Annotated in this window: 20 protein-coding genes; 12 read left to right on the top strand and 8 right to left on the bottom strand. The window is 61.7% G+C overall.

The features are described 5' to 3' along the window. Nucleotides 1–4 precede the first annotated feature (4 nt). The 3 genes from ACO550_RS25855 to ACO550_RS25845 form a co-directional block, all read right to left on the bottom strand. Complete coding sequence (locus ACO550_RS25855) at nt 5–1,294, bottom strand: Rieske 2Fe-2S domain-containing protein (protein WP_485995006.1); 1,290 nt, start codon at nt 1,292–1,294, stop codon at nt 5–7. Between the two features lie 22 nt (nt 1,295–1,316). Further along, nucleotides 1,317–2,609 (bottom strand): NAD(P)/FAD-dependent oxidoreductase, encoded by a 1,293-nt coding sequence (locus ACO550_RS25850; protein WP_315597150.1) that lies wholly within the window; start codon nt 2,607–2,609, stop codon nt 1,317–1,319. 188 nt (nt 2,610–2,797) lie between these two features. Further along, on the bottom strand, nt 2,798–4,015 hold the full coding sequence (locus ACO550_RS25845; RefSeq protein WP_315597151.1) for an ABC transporter substrate-binding protein: 1,218 nt from the start codon (nt 4,013–4,015) through the stop codon (nt 2,798–2,800). Between the two features lie 274 nt (nt 4,016–4,289). Here ACO550_RS25845 and ACO550_RS25840 point away from each other — a divergent pair, with 274 nt between their 5' ends. The 8 genes from ACO550_RS25840 (at nt 4,290) to ACO550_RS25805 (ending at nt 13,102) form a co-directional block, all read left to right on the top strand. Then, the gene (locus tag ACO550_RS25840) at nt 4,290–5,252 is read left to right on the top strand and encodes an amidohydrolase family protein (RefSeq protein ID WP_315597152.1); all 963 of its coding nucleotides are present in this window, start codon (nt 4,290–4,292) and stop codon (nt 5,250–5,252) included. Between the two features lie 26 nt (nt 5,253–5,278). Continuing rightward, entirely contained in the window at nt 5,279–6,031 is a 753-nt protein-coding gene (locus ACO550_RS25835; protein ID WP_315597153.1) for an aspartate racemase/maleate isomerase family protein, read from the top strand. Nucleotides 6,032–6,041: 10 nt separating this feature from the next. Continuing rightward, nucleotides 6,042–6,878, top strand: a complete 837-nt coding sequence (locus tag ACO550_RS25830; protein ID WP_315597154.1) for an alpha/beta fold hydrolase — start codon at nt 6,042–6,044, stop codon at nt 6,876–6,878. A 2-nt stretch (nt 6,879–6,880) separates the two neighbouring features. Further along, nucleotides 6,881–7,948, top strand: coding sequence for a 2,5-dihydroxypyridine 5,6-dioxygenase NicX family protein (locus tag ACO550_RS25825; protein ID WP_315597155.1), 1,068 nt, complete (start codon nt 6,881–6,883; stop codon nt 7,946–7,948). Next, nucleotides 7,941–8,567: an isochorismatase family protein gene (locus tag ACO550_RS25820; RefSeq protein WP_315597156.1), complete on the top strand. Its 627-nt coding sequence runs from the start codon at nt 7,941–7,943 to the stop codon at nt 8,565–8,567. The genes ACO550_RS25825 and ACO550_RS25820 overlap by 8 nt, the downstream gene beginning before the upstream one ends. 124 nt (nt 8,568–8,691) lie before the next feature. Beyond that, nucleotides 8,692–11,073 carry a molybdopterin cofactor-binding domain-containing protein gene (locus ACO550_RS25815; RefSeq protein ID WP_315597157.1) on the top strand — a complete coding sequence of 794 codons (2,382 nt, stop codon included), beginning with the start codon at nt 8,692–8,694 and terminating at the stop codon, nt 11,071–11,073. Between the two features lie 3 nt (nt 11,074–11,076). Next, the gene (locus ACO550_RS25810) at nt 11,077–11,904 is read left to right on the top strand and encodes an FAD binding domain-containing protein (RefSeq protein ID WP_315597158.1); all 828 of its coding nucleotides are present in this window, start codon (nt 11,077–11,079) and stop codon (nt 11,902–11,904) included. Between the two features lie 10 nt (nt 11,905–11,914). Next, nucleotides 11,915–13,102 (top strand): xanthine dehydrogenase family Fe-S subunit, encoded by a 1,188-nt coding sequence (locus ACO550_RS25805; RefSeq protein ID WP_315597159.1) that lies wholly within the window; start codon nt 11,915–11,917, stop codon nt 13,100–13,102. Between the two features lie 84 nt (nt 13,103–13,186). Here the strand turns inward: ACO550_RS25805 and ACO550_RS25800 are convergent, their stop codons facing one another. Continuing rightward, nucleotides 13,187–14,050: a LysR substrate-binding domain-containing protein gene (locus ACO550_RS25800; RefSeq protein ID WP_315597160.1), complete on the bottom strand. Its 864-nt coding sequence runs from the start codon at nt 14,048–14,050 to the stop codon at nt 13,187–13,189. A 112-nt stretch (nt 14,051–14,162) separates the two neighbouring features. Between ACO550_RS25800 and ACO550_RS25795 the strand changes: the two genes are divergently transcribed. Next, nucleotides 14,163–15,026, top strand: a complete 864-nt coding sequence (locus tag ACO550_RS25795; RefSeq protein WP_315597161.1) for an alpha/beta fold hydrolase — start codon at nt 14,163–14,165, stop codon at nt 15,024–15,026. 226 nt (nt 15,027–15,252) lie between these two features. Next, on the top strand, nt 15,253–16,335 hold the full coding sequence (locus ACO550_RS25790; protein WP_315597162.1) for an oxidoreductase: 1,083 nt from the start codon (nt 15,253–15,255) through the stop codon (nt 16,333–16,335). A 131-nt stretch (nt 16,336–16,466) separates the two neighbouring features. Here the strand turns inward: ACO550_RS25790 and ACO550_RS25785 are convergent, their stop codons facing one another. Next, nucleotides 16,467–17,141, bottom strand: coding sequence for a hypothetical protein (locus tag ACO550_RS25785; protein WP_315597163.1), 675 nt, complete (start codon nt 17,139–17,141; stop codon nt 16,467–16,469). 251 nt (nt 17,142–17,392) lie between these two features. On the opposite strand from ACO550_RS25785, the gene ACO550_RS25780 reads away from it, so the two are divergent. Next, nucleotides 17,393–17,956 carry a hypothetical protein gene (locus ACO550_RS25780; protein WP_315597164.1) on the top strand — a complete coding sequence of 188 codons (564 nt, stop codon included), beginning with the start codon at nt 17,393–17,395 and terminating at the stop codon, nt 17,954–17,956. Nucleotides 17,957–18,083: 127 nt separating this feature from the next. Here ACO550_RS25780 and fusA read toward each other — a convergent pair whose 3' ends face one another. Then, nucleotides 18,084–20,132: an elongation factor G gene (fusA, locus tag ACO550_RS25775; protein WP_315597165.1), complete on the bottom strand. Its 2,049-nt coding sequence runs from the start codon at nt 20,130–20,132 to the stop codon at nt 18,084–18,086. A gap of 164 nt (nt 20,133–20,296) precedes the next feature. On the opposite strand from fusA, the gene ACO550_RS25770 reads away from it, so the two are divergent. Next, a complete protein-coding gene (locus tag ACO550_RS25770) occupies nt 20,297–21,091 on the top strand; it encodes an SDR family oxidoreductase (protein ID WP_315597166.1) in 795 nt (264 codons plus the stop codon). A 42-nt stretch (nt 21,092–21,133) separates the two neighbouring features. Here ACO550_RS25770 and ACO550_RS25765 read toward each other — a convergent pair whose 3' ends face one another. Both ACO550_RS25765 and ACO550_RS25760 read right to left on the bottom strand, forming a co-directional pair. After that, on the bottom strand, nt 21,134–21,397 hold the full coding sequence (locus tag ACO550_RS25765; RefSeq protein WP_315597167.1) for a hypothetical protein: 264 nt from the start codon (nt 21,395–21,397) through the stop codon (nt 21,134–21,136). Between the two features lie 241 nt (nt 21,398–21,638). After that, a complete protein-coding gene (locus ACO550_RS25760) occupies nt 21,639–23,147 on the bottom strand; it encodes a DHA2 family efflux MFS transporter permease subunit (protein ID WP_315597168.1) in 1,509 nt (502 codons plus the stop codon). Nucleotides 23,148–23,151: the final 4 nt, after the last annotated feature.

The following is a 23,151-nucleotide window of genomic DNA, read 5'->3' as shown; positions in this document are numbered from 1 at the left end:
ATGTTCAGAATCCCATCACGCCGCGGTAGTACTGGTACATGGCGCGGATGGCGGACTCGGAGATGAGTGAGTTGGCGGTGCCGATGTGGTTGGCGTCGAGCTTGATGACGTTGAGATCGGTGCTGGAGCGGCGCACGCCTTCCTGGACGAACTTCATTGCTTCGTTGTCTTCGAGGCCGAGGAATCCTGCGGGGCCCATGAGGTTGCCCTGGCGCAGACGGTGCTGTGTCATCTCCTCGGAGTCGTCCTCGTAGCCGAACATGGTCCAGAGCATGATCATGCTGTTGGGGCCGTTGGGGACGATCTGGCGCACGCCGAGGGTGTTCATCTCGCGCTGCACGATGAGGTTGGGCCAGACGGTCTGCATGGTGACCGACCATGGCGAGTCGAATTCCCGGATGTATTCGAGGAACCGATCATCCTCCAGGCGCATGCCCTCGTGGTAGGAGCGCATTTCCTTCTTGTTCTCGTCGCTGACGGCGGCGTACTTGTCTTCCTTCTTGGCCGAGGCCATGGTGCCATGGCGGCCGTGCACGGGGTCGGCGATCATGGCGGACTCGTTGCCGGCGACCAGCAGGCCGAAGACGACGAGGAACGAGTGCAGCAGGGTGGCGTGGTAGGGGTCCTTCAGGTTCTCGTGGTACATCTTCCAGTTACACGGCAGCTCGTTCTTGTAGTAGCCGAGCACCTTGAGGGGCTTGCCGTTGAAGACGATGTCGAAGTCCTTGAGGATATCGGGAGTCAGGTAGGTTTCGAGGTCCTCCACATCGTCGGAGTAGGAGGCGAAGATCACACCGTTGCGGGTGGTGACGTTGAGCTTGAGCAGGCCGTGGTCTTCGTTGCGGAAGTCCTTGGGCATGCCGCCGGCGCGGTTGACGCCGCGCTTGAAGGGCACGCCCTGGAGATTGCCCTTGAGATCGTAGGACCACTGGTGGTAGGGGCAGACGAATTCCTTGGTGTTGCCCTGGCTGTGACGGCAGAACTCGGCACCGCGGTGTGCGCAGCGGTTCTCGAAGACGTTGATGCTGCGGTCCTCGGCGCGGGAGACGACGACGGGGGTGGATCCGACATAGGAGCGTTTGTAGTCGCCGGGGTTGGGGATCTCGGCCTCGAGGGCGACGTAGTTCCATGAGCGGCCGCGGAAGATCTTGTCGAGTTCGAGGTCGTGGACCTGCTGGCTGGTATAGACCCAGTCGGGGATGTAGTGCAGTGCATCGGCGGGCCACTGATGGTCGACCAGCTCCGCGTCCTTGCGCCCCAGCGTGTGGTGGATGACGGCTTGCGATTGATACATGAATCGTTCCTCTTGGTATGGGCTAGGGCTGTACAACAGGAGTCGGGGACGTGATCAGGTCTGCCTGAATGTCACGCACGAGGGCGCGCAGTGCGATGGTGTGGTCGCCAAGCCTTTGCAGGTGCTGCTCTACCACTTGGCCCACGAGGGGGCGGAGCTGTCGCAAGTCTCCACCCGCGTTTACAGCGATGGCCTGACACAAGCGCCCGTGGCGTGTCCCAAGCAGCAGAAATTTTGGAGCATCGGCGTCGGCAGGCGATGCATCGCGCCAGACGTAGGTGCAATCGGGATGGCCCGCGCCGAGCATCTGGACGTTGCAGCCGAACTGATCAGTCCAGAACCAGGGCAAGGCCGCTGGCTGTGTCTGTACACCGAGCATGGCGGCAGCGGCAATCCGCGCTTGCTCGTTGGCGTTCTGCCAGGACTCCAGCCGCATATGGACACCAAAGGCAGGCTGAAACTGGCTGGTGCAATCGCCCGCGGCATACACACCGCTTTGGCTGGTCTGGCAATGTTCGTTCACCTCGATCCCGCCGTTAGCCGGATGAAGCGCCAGGCCGGCTTCGGTGGCCAGATTGACACGAGGCGTCAGCCCGACAGCGACCACCACGAGGGACGGCTGCAGTGTCGTGCCATCGGCGAAGCGGAAGCGCAGACCGTCCTCGCGGATATCGATACTGGCGATATCCAGGCCGAGTCGCAGATCGACGCCGCGCGACCGTACTCGCTGCTCGAGCCAGTCTGCAAGTTCAGCCGGCACGGCACGGCCGAGCAATCGATGGTTCGACTCGGCCAGGGTCACGCGCAGACCTTGGTCAAGCGCCGTCGAAGCTGCTTCGAGGCCGAGGAACCCTCCGCCGATGACCAGGACGTCCTTGGCCGTCCGCATCGCGTCGCGCAAGCCGTTCGCATCATCCATTGTGCGCAAGTAGTGCACGGAGGGCGTACCAGCGGGCAGTGAGGTTAGTACACGAGCGTCCCCGCCGGTGGCGATGAGGCACGATGCATACGGCAGCACCTCGCCGTCACTGCAGTATGCGACGCTGTTTGCCGTGTCAATGGCATTGACCTCGACGCCCAGACGCAGTTCGATCGACTGCTCGGCATAGAAGCCTTCCGGATGCAAGGCGACCTGGACGCCTTCGGCTCCCGACGCAAGGACCGCCTTGGATAGCGGTGGGCGTTCATAAGGCGCGTGGGTCTCGCTTCCGACCATCACGATACGACCACAAAAGCCAAGCTTGCGGAGCTCCGCGGCCGCCATGGCTCCTGCCTGTCCGCATCCAACAATGAGAATTGGCGCCGACTGTGACATCTGAAGCTCCTTCAAAGTCCTACCCAAAGCGGTCATGAAAGCCTCTCACTACAAAGTAATCAGTGTACTGAGTATATAAGATCAGTGTACTGATTAAAATGCCGCTCGCGTCCTCGTTAACCCTGTTGTGGGCCGGCGCCCACCGCGCACGCAAACAACCGTGCGCGGCTACAAGACGGCCCGTGCAATCAATTCCTGGCCAAGCTGCATTCGCTGGCCGAAAGCGGCCGGAAAGCATCATCGCCGGGAATCGTGGCGATGTACTTGACCAGATCCCATGGACCTTTCGACTCACTCGGCGCCTTGGCTTCGGCGAGGTACATGTCGTGGACCATGCGACCATCCACACGCACCTTGCCGTTATGCACAAACGCATCATTGACGGGGATTACGCGCATCTTTTCCGCGACAGCAGGTCCGTCAATCGTCTTTGCCGCGTCAACGGCCTTCAGGTAGTGAAGGACGCCGGAATACACGCCGATCTGGCCGTGGGTAGGGTAGGCCTTCTGCCGCTTGTAGTAGTTCTCGACGAACGCTTTGGACTTGGCGTCGAGATCCAGCTTGAATGGATCGACGTAGATCAGACCCTGAGCCGTGGGAAGGCCGAGACTCTTGATGTCGGTAATGAAGGTCGACGGGGTGATGACGATCTGGCCGGCGCGCTGCAGGCCGAACTCCTTTGCGGCCTTGACCCCGTTGATCATGTCATTGCCGGCATTGGCAAGCACGACGACCTTGGCCTTGGAAGTGGATGCTGCCACCACCTGGCTGCTGAAGTCGCTGGCGTTCAGCGGATGCTTCGTGCTGCCGACGTTCTTGCCGCCCACGGCGTCCACCGCCTTGCGGAAGTCAGCTTCCAGCGAATGGCCAAACGCATAGTCCACGGTGATGTAGTACCAGCTATTCCTGCCCTGTTCAACCATGCGCTTGACCAGAGGGTAGGACACGGAATAGGTGTCCCATGCCCAGTGGAATCCCGTTGGCGAGCATGCCTGATTGGTCAACGCCATGGCACCGCCCGTCGAGACGATATTGATCTTTTGCTTCTGACGCGCCACTTCCTGTACAGCGAGGGCTGTGGACGAGTTTGGAAAGTCGATCACCATGTCCACGCCCTCGGTGTCAAACCATCGGCGCGCCAGCGAGGACGCAATGTCTGCCTTGTTCTGATGGTCTGCCGAAACAACTATTACAGACTTCCCGAGGGCCTTTCCACCGTACTCTTCCACCGCCATTTGTGCGGCGACGACGGAGCCGCGTCCGGAAAGGTCCGCGTACGAACCGCTCATATCGGTGATGACGCCGATCTTGACGCCGCTGGCGTCAGCCAGGGCGGGTGGTGTCGCCAGCAGGGCAAGCACTGCGGAAGCGGCTGCGCGGAGGCAAGGAATGCGATGACGTGGCATGGTGGGGCTCCCCAAAAGGTCGTCGGTGGTGGACGAATTGTTGTTGTGCGGGCGCTGACAGCCGGTGTATCGCCTCATATTGTCAGCATACTGACTATGAAAAACAGTGTACTGATCGTCAGTATGCGTCGTTATCAGTGTTAACCCTCCGCACCGGCGCCTAGACTTTTCAAATCCCGGTGACTAGAATCCGCAAATACTCAGTGTACTGATCAATTGGTGCGTGACACGACGTGGTCCATGCACCCGAGTTCCCCTCAGGAGTCGTCGCAACATGGCAAGAGTTAAAAAGATCGCCCTCGAAGAACATTTCATGACGCCTGGCTTCCAGGCGTATTCGAAAGGATTCACCCAGCTCATCGACCCTGAGGTCTTTGCCGACATTGGCCGACGGCTCGCGGACTTCGACGAACTTCGTCTGGGCGAGATGGACCGCGCCGGTATTGACATGGTGGTGCTGTCGCAGACCGGACCTGGCGTACAAGGGGAGAGCGATACCGAACTGGCCATCACCCGGTCCCGCACAAGTAACGACTTCCTGGCTGAGCAGGTTTCCCGCCACCCGACTCGTTACGCCGGCTTTGCCGCGCTGCCGATGCAAGACCCGGTACAGGCAGCAAAGGAACTCGAGCGCACTGTCCTCGATCTTGGTTTCAAGGGAGCGCTGGTAAACGGCCATACCCTCGGGCGCTACTACGACGACCTGGCCTATGACGTGTTCTGGGAACGTATGCAGGCGCTCGATGTTCCGCTGTATCTGCACCCGACGGATGCTGCGGTCCAGCCCACCGTGTTCGCTGGCCATCCGGAACTGACCGGCGCCGTGTGGGGCTGGGGCGTGGAGACGGCCTCGCATGCGCTGCGTTTGCTGTTCGGCGGGGTTTTCGATCGTTTCCCGCGACTGAAGCTGATCCTCGGACACATGGGTGAAGGGCTTCCCTACCTGCGGTGGCGCTTTGACAGCCGTTTCCCCGTGTACTCGCAAGGCATCCGTCTCGATCGCGCGCCGTCGGAATACATCGGCAGCAACATCGTGATCACGACGTCGGGCGTCTGCTCGCACGGCGCGTTGGCAGGTGCGATCGCCGAAATGGGCGCGGAAGCGGTGATGTTCTCGGTCGACTATCCCTACGAATCGACCGAAGTCGCGGCCAGGTTCATCGAAACCGCACCGCTGGACGAGACCACACGCGCGCTGGTCTGCCATGGCAATGCGCAACGTATCTTGAAACTCTAATCGCCCCCAGGCACACAAGGAACATCATGCAGAAGGTATATCGCATCGGCCAGATCGTCCCAAGCTCCAACATCACCATGGAGACGGAAATTCCGGCCATGCTGACCGCAAGGCAGCATATTCGCCCGGAGCGGTTCACGTTCCATTCGAGCCGCATGCGCATGAAGAAGGTCGTCAAGGAAGAACTGGCCGCCATGGATGCGGAGTCGGATCGCTGTGCGGTGGAATTGAGTGATGCTAGCGTTGACGTGCTGGGATACGCTTGCCTCGTGGCGATCATGGCCATGGGACACGGCTACCACCGGAAGTCCGAAGCGCGTCTGACCGCCCACACGGCGGCGAACGGCGCGAATGCTCCGGTCATCACGAGCGCCGGGGCACTGATCGATGGCCTGAAGGTGATCGGCGCGAAACGTATCGTTGTCGTCGCGCCTTACATGAAGCCTCTGACAGAACTCGTGGTGGACTACATTCGCAACGAAGGATATGAGGTGATCGATTATCGGGCGCTCGAGATTCCCGATAACCTTGATGTTGCCCGCCATGATCCGTCGCGACTTCCGGCGATTGTGTCCGGGATGAACTACGCCGATGCCGATGCGATCGTGCTGTCCGCATGCGTGCAGATGCCGTCGCTGCCGGCAATTGCGAAGGTGGAGGCGATCACCGGCAAGCCGGTGATCACCGCGGCCGTGGCGACAACCTATGCCATGCTCAAGTCGCTGGATCTCGAGGCCGTGGTGCCAGGGGCCGGTGCGCTGTTGTCGGGCGCATACTGAGGGCCGGGGTATGAGCACGTTCAAATATGGCGGCCATGCACACGCCAACGGTATCCGGCAGCACTACTTGCGTTACGGCGGCCAGGATGGCGCGCGAGCCGCGCGGGACGCCGTTATCGTGATCCCCGGCATTACGAGCCCCGCCATCACGTGGGGGTTCGTGGGCGAGCGCTTTGGCCAATTCTTCGATACCTACATCCTTGACGTGCGCGGCCGCGGCCTGTCGTCGGCGGAAGCAGGCCTGGACTATGGGTTGGACGCACAGGCCAGCGATGTGATTGATTTTGCCGAGGCGCTAGCGCTGCCTCGCTACAGCATTGTCGGTCACTCGATGGGCGGTCGCATTGGCGTGCGCGCTGCGGCTCGTCGCCCACGCGGGCTCGCGCGGCTCGTCATGGTAGACCCCCCGGTATCCGGTCCGGGGCGCCGCCCATATCCGGCCCAGTTGCCTTGGTATGTGGATTCCATTCGCTTGGCGCGCAACGGTATCGATGTCGAGGGCATGCGGCACTTCTGTCCAACGTGGACCGAGGAACAGCTTCGGCTGCGTGCGGAATGGCTTCACACGTGCAACGAACAGGCCATCGTCCAAAGCTTCGAAGACTTCCACCGTGACGATGTCCACGCCGACATGCCACGCGTCACGGTTCCTACGCTGTTAATGACTGCGGGGCGGGGAGACGTCGTGCGAGCCGAGGATGTCGCCGAGATTCGCAGCCTGTTGCCCGGTGTGCAGACGAGCCACGTGGAAGACGCTGGCCACATGATCCCTTGGGACAACGAGGCGGGCTTTTACGCTGCCTTTGGCGATTTCCTCGGTGTGTCCCTGCAATCAAGTAAGGAGTAGCCATGCCAGTGAGCGATTCACAGATGGTGCAGGCCTGGACGCAAGTGCTGCGTCTGTCGAAGCTTGAGCCCGGTCAGACGGTCACCATTCTCACGAGCGCCGCTACGCACCCGCAGACGCTCGCTACCGCGCTGATCGCCACGCAGGCCATGGGCGCAGTGGTCAACCGGCTGGACCTTCCGCCGGTCAACGGCGAGAAGGCGCTCAGCCGGGATTCGCTGGCTTATCTCGGCACGACGCCGCTGACGGGCAATCGCGCCGCGATCGCAGCGCTCAAGGCCAGCGATTTGGTGCTTGATCTCATGACCCTGCTGTTCTCGCCGGAGCAGCACGAAATTCTGGCAGGCGGAACCAGGATCCTGCTGGCGGTCGAGCCGCCGGAGGTCCTGGCGCGGCTGGTCCCGACCGAATCGGATCGTGAACGTGTCCAGGCAGCCGCCCGGCGGATCACTGCCGCAAAGGAAATGCATGTCATATCCCAGGCGGGGACCGATCTGCGTTGTCCTCTGGGAGAGTTTCCGGCAATTAGCGAGTACGGTTTCGTGGACGAGCCGGGGCGCTGGGATCACTGGCCTAGCGGCTTTGCCTTGACCTGGCCGAATGAGAAGGGCGCGAACGGCACGATCGTGCTGGACCGTGGCGACATCCTGCTGCCGCAGAAAACCTACGTGACGGAGCCGATCACCATCACCGTGCGCAATGGCTTTGCCTCAGGCATCGAAGGCGGCTTGCATGCCGAGTTGCTGAGTGAGTACGTGGCGTCCTTCAATGACCCGGAAGCCTATGCGATCTCGCATATCGGCTGGGGCCTCCAACCTCGCGCACACTGGACAACGCTTGGTCTCTATGACCGCGAGGCGACGATCGGCATGGATGCGAGAGCTTTCGAGGGCAACTTCCTTTTCTCGCTCGGGCCGAACAACGAGGCCGGTGGCCAGCGCACTACGGCCTGTCATATCGACATCCCGCTGCGTCACTGTACGGTGCGGCTCGATGGCGAGGACGTTGTTACCAACGGAAAAGTAACGGACGGATTCAGGTATCCCGAAGGAGCGTCTGCACATGCATAAGGAAATTGGCGCATACGAGCGCCAGGGCTTTGGAAACCAGCTGGAGCTGGCTGCGCCGTTCGGGCTGCTGATCGTTGATTTTGTCAATGGATTCGCCGATCCGGCGGTGTTTGGCGGTGGGAACATCCGCGAGGCGATTGCCAACACGGTACCGCTACTCAATGCCGCCCGTCGCGAAGGCTGGCCGGTGGCGCACTCACGCATCGTGTTCGCCGACGACGGCGCGGACCACAACATCTTCTCGATGAAGGTGCCGAACATGCTGTCGCTGAAAGAGCGAGAGAAGAACAGTGCCATTGTCGAGGCGTTGCATCCACGGTCGGGAGAACTGGTGGTGCGCAAGACAGTGCCTTCCGCATTTTTTGGTACCGCGCTTTCCGCATGGCTGACCCAGCATGGCGTTCGCACGCTCCTGGTAGCTGGGGCCGTGACGAGCGGGTGTGTCCGCGCCAGCGTTGTGGATGCGATGCAGTACGGTTTCCGGCCGCTCGTCCTGTCGGATTGCGTCGGCGACAGGGCGTTGGAACCCCACGCCGCCAATCTGTTCGATATGGAGCAGAAATACGCCACGGTGATGCCCCGCGACGCGGCGTTGGCAGCCCTTGGGGTGCACCCATAGGGCGCCTGCGGGAAACCGCAATTGACAAGCCACTGGCCGCTTTCTAGCATTTCGGTCAGTGTGCTGAGTAATTGGGCGGTGTTGGAAGTGGAAATGCCGCCCTACGGAATGGACAAAAATACCGATGGATTCAAGTCACTCGGATAGCGCCCCCGGCCAAGGGGTCGGCGCGCGCGTACCCCGCAAAGAGGATGCCCGGCATCTGCATGGCAAAGGTCGCTTCGTGGCGGATATCGCCATGCCGGAGCTGCAGGAGGTCGCCTTCCTGCGCAGCCCGGTGGCGCATGCCCGGATCGTATCGATCGCGAAACCGCAGAACGGTGCAAGTGCGGTTGTGGTGCGCGACGACATGGAAGGCGTGTTGGATATCGAAGCTGATTCGGCCCTTCCCACCTACAAGCAATCCTCCCAGGCACCGTTGGCGAGCGGGAAGGTCCGGTTTGTCGGCGAGCCAATCGCCATGGCGTTTGCGCCGACGCGTGCAGAAGCGGAAGACATCGTCGAAGGCGTTGTGGTGGAGTTCGAGGAGCTCACGGCGATCACGGAGGTGTCCCAGGCGCTCGAGCTTTCCAGCGAGGTGCGCGTGCATGAGCACTGGAACGACAATACCTTCCTGACCCTGACAGCCGACAAGAATTTCGAGCAACGCCGCAGCGAGGCCACCGTTACGGTCAGCCGCAAGATCGATCTTGCGCGCCAATGCATGGTTCCCATGGAAGGTAAGGCAGTGCTCGCCTATTGGGACCATCAGTTTGATCAGTTGGTGGTCTACAGCGCCACGCAGGTGCCGCATCTGATCCGCACGGTCCTCAGCCATTGCCTGGGACTCGATCAGGAGCGTGTGCGGGTCATTTCGCCAGATGTCGGTGGCGCGTTTGGATATAAATGTGTGCTGCAGCAGGAGGAGTTGTGCATTGCCTGGCTTGCCAAGACCTATCGACGCCCATTCCGATTCATTGAAGACCGGCGAGAACATTTGACGGCAGGGGCCAATTCACGCGAGCACCACTATGAACTGGTTGCGCATGCAGACTCTCGGGGCCGACTGTTGGCGCTCGACGCGAAGATAGCGATCGACGGGGGGGCGTATTCGGTGTGGCCGTTCACCATCGGGCTGGAACCCGGTCAGGCCATTGGCAATCTGCCGGGACCGTATGCGTTCGACGGCTACCGCTGCGAAACCATTTGCGTGGCGACCAACAAGCCAGGTTTCGTTCCCTATCGGGGAGTGGCCCGCACCGGCGTGTGCTTCGCCATGGAGTTGCTCATCGACGCGATAGCGCGGGAGGTCAATCGCGAACCATGGGAAGTACGGTGCGAAAACCTGGTGCCTCCCGAGGCGATGCCGTATGTGAACGTGACCAACAAGCATTTCGATGGCGGCGATTACCCGGCAAGCGTGCGCAAGGCAGCCGAGATGATCAACCTGCAGGGCATCCGCGCCATGCAGGAGGCCGGCCCGCGCGGCAGCCGCTATGTTGGCGTGGGATTTGCAACCTACACGGAGCAATCGGCCCACGGCACCTCGGTCTTTGCTGCATGGGGTACCCCGGTGATTCCGGGCTTTGACTCTGCCACCGTGCGCGTGACCCCGGATGGTGGCCTCGAGGTTCGCGTTGGGGTGCATTCCCACGGTCAGGGGATGGAGACGACGTTTGCCCAGATCGCCAACGAGATCCTGGGGATCGATATCTCCCGCATCAAGGTCGTACATGGAGATACCGGGCTTACGCCGTATTCGTCTGGCACCTATGCCTCCCGCTCGCTCGTCATGTCGGGTGGTGCGGTTTCCCGGGCTTGCAAGGCCTTGCTGCCCCGTCTGTTGAAGATCGGTGCACACATGATCGGCGTTGCCGAGCAGGATGCCCGGTTCGAGGCGGGGCAGGTGCTGGCCGGGACGGCTCGCATCGATGTCCAGCGCATTGCCAATGCCTGGTATATCAACCCGCACCTTCTGCCTGCCGACGTGGACCCTCAGGGTCTCGAGACCACCATGGGTTTCAAGCCCGCGGTGGACACTGGAAGCTTTACCTACGCCACACATGCGGTGGCCCTTGAAGTGGATACGGATTCGGGGCATGTCGAGATTCTCGACTATGTCGTTGTCGAAGACTGCGGAACGATGGTGAACCCAATGGTCGTGGAAGGTCAGACCTATGGGGGCGTGGCGCAGGGCATCGGCACGGCCATGTACGAAGAAATGCGTTACGACGGCAATGGTCAGCCACTGGCCTCAACCTTGGCTGACTACATGCTGCCGGGCCCCACGGAGATTCCGTCTATTCGCATCCATCATTTCGAGACACCCTCGCCGCATACAGAGTTTGGTGCGAAGGGGATGGGGGAGGGTGGGGCGATTGCTCCGCCGGCCGCGATCTTCAATGCTGTCAACGATGCCTTGTCATCCTTCGGGGTTGAACTGAAGGAAACCCCACTCACGCCACGCAAGGTCCTGGAAGCGTTGCAAGACGCGCAGATCCAGGTCGAGAAGCGGAGGGCCGCCTAATTCATGAAAGCCGTTGCCTTTTCCTATTTTTCCCCGGCGACCCTCAAGGATGCGCTGACACGCTTGGCCGCAGGGACAGACATCGTCAAGCCAATGGGGGGCGGCCAGTCCTTCGGTCCGATGCTCAATATGCGCCTCGTACGCCCGAATACCGTTGTTGACCTCTCACAGCTGGCGGAGATGCGGGATGTCGTCGAGCAGGATGGCTACATTCGCATCGGCGCCGGTGTCACCCACGCACAGATCGAAGACGGCGCATTTGCGCCGCTGCGTGATTCGATGCTGCAGGAGGTCGCCGCCGGCATTGCCTACCGGGCAATCCGCAACCGCGGGACCGTTGGCGGAAGTCTTGCGCACGCCGACCCCGCTGCCGATTGGGTGGTCACGATGACAGCGCTCGGCGCACAGCTTGAGCTCGCATCATCTAAAGGGACTCGCGTGGCAGCGATCGATGATTTCATGCTCGGCGCCTACACCACGGTGCTGGAAGAGGGAGAGGTCATCCGTGCGGTGCGCATCGCCCCATTCTCTGCAAGCAGTCGTTGGGGATACCACAAGTTGTGCCGAAAGACGGGCGAGTTCGCCGAGGCAAGCTGCGCGGCGTATTTCGATGGCAGCCGCCGGTTTGCGCGCATCGTACTTGGCGCATTGGACGGCCCGCCGGTCGTTCTTCGTGATCTGACCAGAAGCGTCGCGGCCAAAGGTCTTGAGGCCCTGACCGATCAGGCCATTGACGCGGCAGTAGCGCTTGCCGCCCCAGAGAAGGACGCCATTGACCGCAAGCTATGCCGTACCGTGGTCGTCCGCTGTGTTTCACAAATGTTGAGCTGAGGATCATCCCGTGCAAACGATCGAGTTCAAGGTCAATGGGCGTCAGGTTTCCGGCGCCTGTGCGGACCGCACACACCTGGGGGATTTTCTTCGGGATACCCATCGCCTGACTGGTACGCACCTGGGGTGCGAGCACGGTGTCTGCGGTGCCTGCACCGTCATGATGGACGGCAAGCCAGTGCGCTCTTGCATCACGTTTGCCGCCAGTTGCAGCGGCGCAGACATCATCACCGTCGAAGGCTATCAGGACGATCCGGTGATGGCGCAGTTGCGTCAGGCGTTTAACAAGCACCACGCCTTGCAATGCGGGTATTGCACACCGGGCATGCTGGCGACCGCGTACGACATCGTGACCCGCCTGCCGGACGCCGACGAGGCGGTGATTCGTCACGAACTGTCTGGCAACTTGTGCCGCTGCACCGGCTACATGGGCATTGTGGCAGCGATCCGGTCCGTGCTGGCAGCGCGACGTGCGGATTCGGCGAGCATGGTTGCCGTCGCGAGCACCACGCCCAGTTCGTCGGGGCGGCCGGTATTCGAAGGGTTTACAGTTGACGAGGGGGCTCTCGGCGCCGCGCGTCAGCCTGCCGCGGCCCAGGCGCAGGGTGCGGAAGTCGAACGTTCGGCGGATAAGAAAGGGTGGTCTCGGATCGAAGGCGGCTTTACCGTTCCATACGGAATTGACGCAGTCTGGGCGTTCATGGCCGATCTGCAAGCCGTGGCTGGCTGCCTCCCGGGTGCCGTCCTGACTGAACTGGACGGCGAGAAGGTGAAAGGACATATTGCTATCAAATTTGGACCAATGTCTGCCAAGTTCGAGGGCGCGGCACGCTTGCAGCAGGATAACGACGCCAAGCGCGGCGTGCTGCGTGGCGCCGGACAAGACTCCCTCAGCAACTCGAAGGCCGCTGGCGATATCGCCTACCAGCTGGTTTCCCGTTCCGATGTGGAGACGGAGGTTGTCGTCGACCTCCAGTACTCCCTTCAGGGCCCATTGGCGCAATTCTCGCGGTCTGGTCTGGTGAAGGATTTCGTGCGACGCATGATTGCCGATTTTGGCAAATCGGTGGCGCGTCGACTCGACCCGACGCTGAGTGAGACAGAGCGTATGAAGGTCGTCCAGATCAACCCTGTCGCCCTGTTCTTTAGCGTGATGTGGGAGCGTTGCAAGGGGCTGTTCAGCCGAAGCAAGGGATAGTCATTCCTGGCGACGTAACGGCCAGGAAAAATGGCCGGCCCGATATTCAGGTCGGCCTGCACCCATTGCCGTTGTGCATGGCGTTCACGCGTGAAGCTCTGCGACGATGCGTTCCGCAAGAAAATCGCAGGGCGGTCGATTCGACGTGACGCTACGGGCGAGGACGATTTCGAGATGGCCGATTTCTGGCAAGCCGTGAGCGGGCCCCAACAGCATGAAGTCAGGCGGGACGGCACACCGCGCCAGCGGGGTGACGGCGAGGCCGGCGCGGGCCATCGTTAGCAGGCCCAGCAGGCTCGGACTCTCGTATGAGGTTCGATACGTGATTTTTGCGCGCTCAAGGCTTCGAATGGCTTTCTCACGCGCGACACTTCCTGGCAGAAAGACGGCAATGGGTAGCGGCCGCTCATGGCAGATCTCCGCGGATCCCGGGGCGGTCGCCCAGACCATCGGCTCATGCCGCAAAAACTCACCGGTCAGCCCTTTGACACGCGTTGCGCAGACCAGATCCACCGTGCCGTCCCGCAACATCGGGGCCAATGCGACGCTGGGCAGCCCAATGACCTGAATCTCGACTTTCGGGTAAGTAGCCGAGAACTTCTTCAATATTGGCGGAAATAGCGACGTCGCATAATCGTCGGGTACGCCGATCACGACGCGGCCGGTGACGTCCGGCCGAACCACTGCTGCCCATGCCTCGTCCCGCAGTGCAATGATGCGACGCGCATAAGCGAGGAGGACCTCACCGTCCTGTGTCGGAATCACACTGCGCGGCTTGCGCACGAAAAGCGCCTTGCCCAGGGCCGATTCCAGCGCTTTGATCTGCATGCTCACCGCCGACTGCGACCGATGGACGAGATCAGCCGCCCTGCTGATTGTGCCGCTGTCCGCCACGGCGATGATCATGTTGAGGACGTCGACATCGAGGGCTTTTCTTTCAGTGTTCATTTGCTTGGCGCCGCTGTCTTGATGTATCAGAAAAACTGAAGCATTCCATCAATATTATGCGATTTTCTTTTTGGATGCGCTGCAGCAAAGTTCGGTGAAAGGAGTTACAACGATGAATGCACGAGCGCCCCTGACTACGCTGGCTCTTGCCGGCACTTCGCCACAGCCATCATTCTTGTCTATCGCTTCCGGCACTTCGGTTCCGTACGTCGAAACGGGAAGCGGTGAGCCAATGGTCTTCGTACACGGCTCGCTATGCGACTACCGCTATTGGGCCCCGCAGATTTCTTCACTGTCGCAGACCTTTCACTGCTTCGCTCCGAGCCTGAGCCACTATTGGCCAGAGACCGGCGCGTTCGGGCGCGGCGATTTCAGTTGGGAGACGCATGTCGACGAGATGGCGGAGTTCATTGAGGCGCTGGATCTGGGGCCGGTCCATCTTGTCGGTCACTCGCGTGGCGGCTGCATTGCCTTTCAACTGGCGCGTCGATCGCCTCGGTTGGTAAAGACCCTCACGCTTGCTGACCCCGGCGGCCCACTGCAGACAAACGGACAGCCAGAGGCCGGCAAACTGCCGCCTGCCACCCAGGCGTTGCGGTCGGCAGCCGCGGAACTGATCGAGCAGGGCGACTTCGATGCCGGTCTGAACCTGTTCGTGGATTCGGTCACGAGGCCTGGCTTCTGGAGCAAGAGCTCGCGAGGCTTTCGCGGCATGGCGCTGGATAATGCGCTCACGCTGCCGAAGCAAATGCGAGACCCGTTGCCCGCGTACACATTCGAAGCCGCCAGCGAAATCCAGTGTCGAACGTTGCTGATCGATGGACAAAAGAGTCCTCGGATGTTTCGTAGCACAGTCGAGAAGCTGAAAGAATGGATCGGCTGCGCGGAGCGTCACACAATTGTCGGCGCCTCGCATGGCATGAATATCGCCGATCCAGATGCCTTTAATCGCGCGATTGCCGAGTTCGTCAACTAGGCGCGCCGATCTCCCTGCCAGGCAAGCCCGCGGGCGACGCCGATGGCAAAGGTCATAGCGCATCAAAATATATTGGTAACGATATATCTGCAATCCAGCAAGTAAATTGGATGAATGAGAGCGCGACTCACATACTGCAATGCACCAAGGGGTTGATATCCCTCCCAGGAAAGGAAGCGAGCACCGCTTCCTTATTGCACAGCACACAGTAAATGGAGTCGCCATCATGTCTTCCGAATCTCTTTTTTCCGCTTTCCGCCTGGGCGCCATCGACGTCCGCAACCGTGTTGCCATGGCGCCGCTGACCAGGTCGCGTGCCGGCATGGACGGCGTGCAGACACCGCTAGCCGTCGACTACTACGCACAGAGAACCTCGGCCGGCCTGATCATCACCGAAGCCACGAACATCTCGCGCCAGGGCCGTGGCTACGCTTACACGCCCGGCATCTACACCGATGCGCATGTGGCCGCCTGGGCACGCGTGACGGATGCCGTTCACGCAGCGGGCGGCCGCATCGTGATGCAGTTGTGGCATGTGGGACGCATGTCGCACGTCAGTCTTCAGGAGGACGGTGCTGCACCGGTGGCGCCGACCGCTATCCAGGCGGGCGGCAACGTCTTCACGGAAGCAGGGCACCTGCCACCGTCGATGCCGCGTGAGCTAGCTACCGAGGAGATTGCAGGCATCGTGGATGACTACCGAAATGCCGCGCGTCGGGCAAAGGAGGCCGGGTTCGATGGCGTGGAAGTACACGCGGCCAACGGCTACCTCCTCGAGCAATTCCTGCGCGATAGCACGAATCGCCGCGACGACCGCTACGGCGGCTCGATCGAGAATCGTGCGCGCCTCACGCTGGAGGTGGTGGAGGCCGTCGCCGAGGTTTGGGGTGCCGATCGCGTTGGCCTGCGCCTGTCGCCGCTATCGACCGCAGTCGGGGATACACCGCTGGACAGCACGCCGATGGAAACGCACAGCTACCTGGTTCGCCGTCTCGGCGAGATCGGGTTGGCCTACCTGCATGTCGTCGAAGGACAGCTCCACGGCGGCAACGGCGCCGCAGCCTTCGACGTCCAGGGCCTTCGCGCGGCGTTTGGGGGTGCCTATATCGCCAACAATGGCTACGACCGTCACCGCGCACTAGGCGCCACGGCTTCGGGTCACGCGGACATGATCGCTTTCGGCAAGGCCTTTATTGGGAATCCGGATCTTGTCGAGCGCCTGCAGTCGAATGCGCCGTTGTTCGACGCACCGGTGGCCACGTTTTTCGGCGGCGGTGCCGAGGGCTACACCCAACTGGAGCGCGGCTAAGCGGGCGTTGCGTCAGCGGCGTCGTCAGGCTGGATGGCGGTAGAGCAGTGGTAAGCAGACGGCGCGCATTCGCATGCGCGCCGTCGTCGCTTCAGAACGCAGCGAACCGCCAGGTCTGGCTGCGGCGCCAATCAGAACAGTGCTTCGGTGATATCGACGCTCTCACGCGGAAAGATGTTCTGCCAAAGAACCTGCTTCTTCTCGGCGGTCAGCGGCAAGGCGCCGCGCCAGTCCTGGGTCAGCGGGGCGGTTTCATATCCCTCGCGCAGCTTGTCGATGGCCTCGCGATACTGCGCCACGGTCTTCCAGTTGCTGCCCGATGCGCGTTGCAGGAAGGCTTTCAGCTTTTCCGGAGGGTTCGCCACCTTGCATTCGAACGGCACGCTGACGGCCAGCATCTTCCTGGGCACGCCCTCGGTGATCGGCTCGGCCTTGCCAGTCGTGCAGACCGTGCGTTTCTGGGCATCGTGGATGCTCTGCATGAACTTGACGACGGTTGGCGTCAGCGCGGTCTTGTCCGCGTCGGACAGCTTCAGTTGCTCCAGGAAGACAGGCGCCAGTTCCTTGGCGTAATCCTTGTCTGCCTCCAGCGTCTCCGGAATATTGATGAAATCACCTGGGGCCTTGTTGGCGACTCGCGCCGGGCGCGTGTAGTCGTTCAGCGACTTCATGGCAGCCGGGTCTGCGTGCACCAGCGTGCGCAGGAACAAGTCCGTGACGGCTTCCGGCGATTGCGTGGCGGCGGTGGCGGTGCCCGTTGCGGCCAGTGCGGCAACCGTCAGGATTCGGAGGGTGATCGCTTTCATTTACTGCTTTCCTTCGGTGTTTGTCACCCCGGTAGGGGCGTGTAGCTACGGATCGGCTATCGCTTCAACCTTGCTCCAGGCCATGCGCGGAAAGGGTTTTGCGACAACCGAATATGGATTTTAAGGCGCTTTATATGTGATGTATATGCCTTAAAATGCCTAATATGCTACATTTGTCGTGCCTATTCTGGCTTTGGTTCGGGCCGATGGCTGCTAGGCTCTCTCCGCTTTCACACTGGATGTTTCTACCGATGTTCCGCTTCAAGGCGATTCACTTCGCCAAATCCGCCACAACCACCTCAACCCTTGCCGTGCTGCTCGCGCTGGCCGCCACTGCGCCCGTCCACGCGCACACGTCCACTACATCGACTGCGTCGACCAGAGAGCCAGTGCCTGCCGCAAACGCGCCTGCTGCTTATTTGCCCGTCGCGGCCGACTTCATCGGCAAGTGGAAGCTCTACGGCGCTGCCGTTCGTGCGCCGGCAGACTTGCCGGCTCCGGCCACGCCCGCCCAGACCGCCGAAGCTACTGCAAGGCAGCGGACACTGCTGACCTTCTATCGCGCCTTCGACTACCTGGAAATTCGTGCTGATGGCCGTTTCAACTTCCATCAGCCAGGCGAGAAGCCGGGCGACGCTTGCGCGTGGTGCGGGAACTGGTCATTCCACGATGATTCATTGTGGCTGGACCTGCCAACGGTGCCTCGGCTGGATATCTATGCGGCCGACGGCAAGATGCAAATGACGTACGACGCCGAGGTTGGCGACGCCGCCATGTTCCGATGGCAGGTGGTTGGCTGGGCCAAGGTGCGGTAGTCAACGGGCATTGAAGCAAGCGAATACGACTGCCGCGTAGCACGTTGGTCTCGGGCATGGAGACCGTGCCCGAGACGATGCCGTCAAGATGCCGGGTGCTAAAGCATCTGCCCCGGGAGGATCCGCCCTAGTCGTGATCGGCCGCGGCCGACTTGTGCTGCGATGCCATCTGCTCCTGCCGGGCGGGCGGCACGGGCTCGTAGTGACTGAACTGGATCGCGTAGTTGCCGTGCCCGCCCGTGATGCTGTTCAGGCGCGACTGGTACTCGTTGAGTTCGGACAGCGGTACCTGTCCCACGACGATGACGTTGTTGCCGGCCGCGGTTCGTGTGCCCCGGATCTGGCCGCGCTTGACAGAGAGGTCGCTGATGATGTCGCCCATCGACGCTTCGGGCATGGTCACCTCGATATCCACGATCGGCTCGAGCACGCTCGGCCGTGCCTTGAGCACGGCGTCGACAAAGGCCTTGCGCCCGGCCACCGCGAACGCGACTTCCTTTGAATCGACCGAATGGCTCTTGCCATCGAACACGATCACGCGCACGTCCAGCATTGGAAAGCCGGCCAGCGGACCGCTGTCAAGGACCTGGCGGATGCCCTTTTCGACGGCGGGAATGAACTGGCCCGGAATCGCGCCTCCCTTGACCGCGTCGACGAATTCGAAGCCCGTGCCACGCGGCAGCGGTTCGACGCGGAGGAACACCTCGCCGAACTGACCGGCGCCTCCAGTCTGCTTTTTGTGGCGGTGATGCCCCTCGGCCTTGCCGTCGATGGTTTCGCGATAGGCGATCCTTGGGGGGCGCGTCACGACCTCGAGCTTGTAATGATCGGTCAGGCGCTCCAGCGCGCAGCGCAGTTGGAACTCGCCCAAGCCAAGCAGGACGGTCTCATTGGTGCCGGCCGGATGCTCGACCCGCAAGCATGGGTCTCCTGCTGTGAGTTTCTGCAGGAGCTCCGACAGGCGCTGCTCGTTGCCGCGGCGCGCCGGCTCGATCGCCAGGCCATAGATCGGCTTGGAAAAGTCGAGAGGGGCCAGGTGGATGTTGCCGTCCTCACTCGCATCATGCAGCACGGCATCGAAGGCGATCTCGTCGATCTTCGCCACGGCGCAGATGTCGCCGGGTCCCGCCTGCGGTACTTCGACGCGCTCCTTGCCCTGCAGCATCAACAGATGCGAAACCTTGAACGGCTGGCGCCCGTCGCCGATATAGAGCTGGCTGTCACGCGTGACCGTGCCCTGGTGGATGCGAAACACCGCCATTTTGCCGAGGTACGGGTCTATCGTGATTTTGAAGACATGCGCAAGCACATGTTTGTCGGGTACTGGCTCGGCACGGACGGCTTCCTGGCGCTCGCCTGCGTCGCGGTAGAACAGGGGTGGATTACCCTCGGTCGGGTTGGGCAGCATCCGCACAAACACCTCGAGCAGTTCCTCGATGCCGGTGCCATTGGCTGCCGAGGTAAAGCAGATCGGCACCAGGTGGCCTTCGCGGAGCGCCCGCTCGAACGGCGCGTGCAACTGTTCGGGGGCGACTTGCTGACCTTGTTCGAGATACAGCTCCATCAGTTCGGGATCCATCTCGACGACTTGATCGACAAGCGCCTCGTGAGCCGACGCCACTGACAGGAAATCGGCCTCGCCCGCCGGGTTGAAGAAGCAATCGACGACCTTGGTGCCGCGCCCCGCCGGGAGATTGATCGGCAGGCACTCCTTGCCGAACGCCTCCTGAATGTCGGCCAGCAGCGCGGGCAGATCCACCTTTTCCTTGTCGATGCCGTTGACAATGATCATCCGGCACAACTTGCGCGCCTGCGCCCAAGCCATCATGCGACGAGTCGTCATATCGATACCCGTCTGGGCATTGATGACGATGGCGGCGGTCTCGACCGCCGCCATGCCGCTCATCGACAGGCCGGAGAAGTCAGGATAGCCCGGCGTGTCGAGCAGGTAGATGCGGGTGTCGCGATAGTGGAGGTGGGCGAGCGCGCTGGTAAGCGAATGGCGGTACTTGCGCTCGAGCGGATCGAAATCGCAGACCGTGGTGCCGCGCTCGACGCTGCCGGGACTGTGCAGCGCGCCTCCCTTATGCAGCAGCGCTTCGACCAATGAGGTCTTGCCGCACCCCGAGTGCCCCAATAGGGCAATCGTACGAATTGCGTCGGGACTATAGAGCATGATCGTCCTCGTCCGGCCATGGCAGTCTGATCATTATTGGCGATATAGGCCGCAAACACCATATGTGGCGACACCCGGCCGTCTGGCCGAAGACGGCTCAGCAGCTTTAGTGAACCTTTCGTTACCATGCTGGGGTTAGACAACTTCTGAACGGGGTGGCGAAGATGGACCTGGAACTCGGCGGTAAGCGTGTGTTGATTACGGGCGGAAGCCGTGGCATCGGACTGGCTTGCGCCAGAGCCTTCCTGCGCGAGGGCGCCAAGGTGGCTATTGTCGGGCGCAGCGAGGCCAACCTCGCCGCGGCGCTGACCGCACTTGCTGGTGAATTCCCTGCTGCGGTTGCCATCAGTGCCGCAGCCGACCTGACGGACGCGAACAGCGCTACGCGCGCGGTGGATACGGTTCTGGCCTCGCTCGGGGGCATTGACATCCTGGTCACCTCGGCAGGCGGCGCACGCCGCACCCCGCCCGCGGATCTGACGCCGCAAGCGTGGCGCGATGCGATGGATGCGAAGTACTTCAGCTACATCAACGTCATCGATCCAGTCATCAAGCAGATGGGGCAAGCAGGCGGCGGCGCTATCGTCAATATCGTCGGCATGGGCGGCAAGGTGGCCAGCCCGACCCATTTGCCGGGCGGGGCCGCCAATGCCGCCTTGATGCTGGCGACCGCGGGTTTGGCAAATGCCTATGGACGGTTGGGGGTGCGAGTCAACGCGGTCAACCCTTCGGCCACGAGTACGGAAAGGCTGAATCAGGGGCTGGAGGCAGAAGCGAAGCTTGCCGGCACGACGATCGAAGAGGCCTTGCACAAGGCCAATGACCGGACCGGGCTTGGGCGGCTTGCGAAGCCCGAAGAAATCGCAGATGCGGTGCTGTTTCTCGCGTCGGCGCGTGCCGCCTACATCTCCGGTGCGATCCTCTCCATCGATGGGGCTACGACACCGATGGTGGTCTGATAGAACGTTGCCACATTGCTTGCTATCGCTGTGGCAATGCCATCAATCTGGCAGCCCCGTCACCTGGGATGCCTTCCATGCTGCGAGTTCCGAGGGGCGCAAGCCGTATCTGGCCAGGACGCCCTCGTGCAGTCGCCGGAGTTCTTCAACAATCAGTGCTTGCACGCTGTCTCGATCGGCCTCGGGCACTTTTGCCGTGACGACCTGCCGAATTGCTGAGAGCGCATCCAGATTGGGTTGCAACACGACTTCCCGGATCGTTTGCCTGATCACATCGCGCCAGGCAAGGCGTAGCTTGTCCGCCATCGCTTTCCAGAAGGGCGAGGGAAATTGGCATGACGGCAGTGGCGCAGTTTGCGTATGAGGTGGCGCGATTGTGGCGCGATTGTGGCGCGATTTTTCAAACTGCGCCACAAAAGTGGCGCGATCAGGTCTGCGTCTGGGTTAAAAGTGACTCATACTGTCCATTGTCCGTCAATTTAATGCCTGGACACTAAACAGGTCTTGTCCGGGGTGGCGCGATACAGGGAAGGGGGTGGGAAGCACATCACTTGCGCGGCTGGATTGTCGCTAACGCAAGACCCCCTCCAACGAACGCGCACACGGCGCAAGCCAGTGCAACGGCGCGCAGTGCGTCATCGATGGCTGCAGTTTCCGCCAGTCGCGCTGACAGGGCCGCCTGATGCGACCACACGAATACGATGCCGAGTACCGCAATTGCCAGCAGGCCTGCCACGCGTGCTACAGCGTTGTTGATGCCGGATGCGACGCCTACGTGCTCGCTTGGCACCGATCCCATCACGGTGGTGGTGAGTGGCGCGACGGTGATTGTCATGCCGACGCCGAGCACGGTGAGTGCCGGGAAGAATCCGATCCAGTAGCTTTCGCGCACAAGCGGATACGCGAGCATCGCGAACCCGATGCCGGCCACGCACGGGCCAGCGCTCAACAGGGCCCGCGCACCGAAACGGCTTGTCAGGCCTCCGGTGAAGCGCGAGAACAAGCCGATGATGATGGGCACCGGCAGCAGCGCCGCGCCCGCTTCGGTTGCGGTATAGGCATGCGCGCGTATCAGGGTGAACGGCAGGAAGAACAGTGCACCGGTCAGACCGAAGTAGAGCAGCAGGGTGACGAGGTTTGCGCCGGTGAAATCGCGCGAGCGAAAGACCTCGAGCGGCATCATGGGGTGAGGGCTGGTCGCCTCGATCTTCACGAATACGGCCAGCACGAGCACGCCGGCGCCGATCATGCACAGTACCAGCGGATCCGTGAAGCCGCGCGTTGACGCCTCTGTCAGGCCATAGGCCAGGGCGCCAAGCCCAGCCGTCGCGCTCAGTGCCCCGGGCCAGTCCAGTCGTGGCGGTGCGTCAAACTTGTGGCTGTTCGGCACGGACGAAATCGCCAGCGCTATCGTCGCCGCTGCAAGGGGAACGTTGAGGAAAAATATCGCGCGCCACGATAACGCATCGACTAGCCAGCCGCCCGCCACCGGGCCCACCGCCGAGGTGATCGCCCCGACGGCTGACCAGATGCCGATTGCCCGTCCGCGCGCTTCGCCTTCGTAGATGGCGCCAATGATTGCGAGACTACTGGGTACGAAGAACGCCGCGCCGATTCCTTGCCACACACGTGCTGCGATCAGCAAACTCGCGTTCGGCGCGAGCCCGCAAGCGACCGACGCGAGAGTGAAGACTGTAATGCCCGCGATGAAGACCGTGCGGCGCCCGAGTTTGTCGCCCATCGATCCACCCACCAGCACCAGGGACCCGAGAAAGAGCAGATAGGCGTTAACGATCCACTGCATTTCGGCGACGCTGGCTCCGAGTTCGCCCTGAATGGTGGGCAAGGCGACATTGACCACGGAGCCGTCGATAAATGCCATGCTCGAGCCGAGGATGGTGGCGGCAAGCGCCAGGCGCTTGCGCTGGCAAGGGCGGTCAATCGCAGTGGGCTGCGTGCGGATGACAAGCTCATCGCATGGGCTTGCTTGCGCAGCTACGACGTGCGCGGTACTGGCGGATTTGAGGTCTCTATCGAGCAGATCCGGGTTGGCCAAGCTT

It is taken from the genome of Cupriavidus sp., assembly GCF_057315035.1.
The sequence above is the reverse complement of the archived record's forward strand: the minus strand, read 5'-3'. Positions and strand labels throughout refer to the sequence as shown.

What these genes read in the sequence shown, in the direction of transcription:
- ACO550_RS25855 (WP_485995006.1), bottom strand. Translation starts at nt 1,294, where the DNA reads ATGTATCAATCGCAAGCCGTCATCCACCACACGCTGGGGCGCAAGGAC.
- ACO550_RS25850 (WP_315597150.1), bottom strand. Translation starts at nt 2,609, where the DNA reads ATGTCACAGTCGGCGCCAATTCTCATTGTTGGATGCGGACAGGCAGGA.
- ACO550_RS25845 (WP_315597151.1), bottom strand. Translation starts at nt 4,015, where the DNA reads ATGCCACGTCATCGCATTCCTTGCCTCCGCGCAGCCGCTTCCGCAGTG.
- ACO550_RS25840 (WP_315597152.1), top strand. Translation starts at nt 4,290, where the DNA reads ATGGCAAGAGTTAAAAAGATCGCCCTCGAAGAACATTTCATGACGCCT.
- ACO550_RS25835 (WP_315597153.1), top strand. Translation starts at nt 5,279, where the DNA reads ATGCAGAAGGTATATCGCATCGGCCAGATCGTCCCAAGCTCCAACATC.
- ACO550_RS25830 (WP_315597154.1), top strand. Translation starts at nt 6,042, where the DNA reads ATGAGCACGTTCAAATATGGCGGCCATGCACACGCCAACGGTATCCGG.
- ACO550_RS25825 (WP_315597155.1), top strand. Translation starts at nt 6,881, where the DNA reads ATGCCAGTGAGCGATTCACAGATGGTGCAGGCCTGGACGCAAGTGCTG.
- ACO550_RS25820 (WP_315597156.1), top strand. Translation starts at nt 7,941, where the DNA reads ATGCATAAGGAAATTGGCGCATACGAGCGCCAGGGCTTTGGAAACCAG.
- ACO550_RS25815 (WP_315597157.1), top strand. Translation starts at nt 8,692, where the DNA reads ATGGATTCAAGTCACTCGGATAGCGCCCCCGGCCAAGGGGTCGGCGCG.
- ACO550_RS25810 (WP_315597158.1), top strand. Translation starts at nt 11,077, where the DNA reads ATGAAAGCCGTTGCCTTTTCCTATTTTTCCCCGGCGACCCTCAAGGAT.
- ACO550_RS25800 (WP_315597160.1), bottom strand. Translation starts at nt 14,050, where the DNA reads ATGAACACTGAAAGAAAAGCCCTCGATGTCGACGTCCTCAACATGATC.
- ACO550_RS25795 (WP_315597161.1), top strand. Translation starts at nt 14,163, where the DNA reads ATGAATGCACGAGCGCCCCTGACTACGCTGGCTCTTGCCGGCACTTCG.
- ACO550_RS25790 (WP_315597162.1), top strand. Translation starts at nt 15,253, where the DNA reads ATGTCTTCCGAATCTCTTTTTTCCGCTTTCCGCCTGGGCGCCATCGAC.
- ACO550_RS25785 (WP_315597163.1), bottom strand. Translation starts at nt 17,141, where the DNA reads ATGAAAGCGATCACCCTCCGAATCCTGACGGTTGCCGCACTGGCCGCA.
- ACO550_RS25780 (WP_315597164.1), top strand. Translation starts at nt 17,393, where the DNA reads ATGTTCCGCTTCAAGGCGATTCACTTCGCCAAATCCGCCACAACCACC.
- fusA (WP_315597165.1), bottom strand. Translation starts at nt 20,132, where the DNA reads ATGCTCTATAGTCCCGACGCAATTCGTACGATTGCCCTATTGGGGCAC.
- ACO550_RS25770 (WP_315597166.1), top strand. Translation starts at nt 20,297, where the DNA reads ATGGACCTGGAACTCGGCGGTAAGCGTGTGTTGATTACGGGCGGAAGC.
- ACO550_RS25765 (WP_315597167.1), bottom strand. Translation starts at nt 21,397, where the DNA reads ATGGCGGACAAGCTACGCCTTGCCTGGCGCGATGTGATCAGGCAAACG.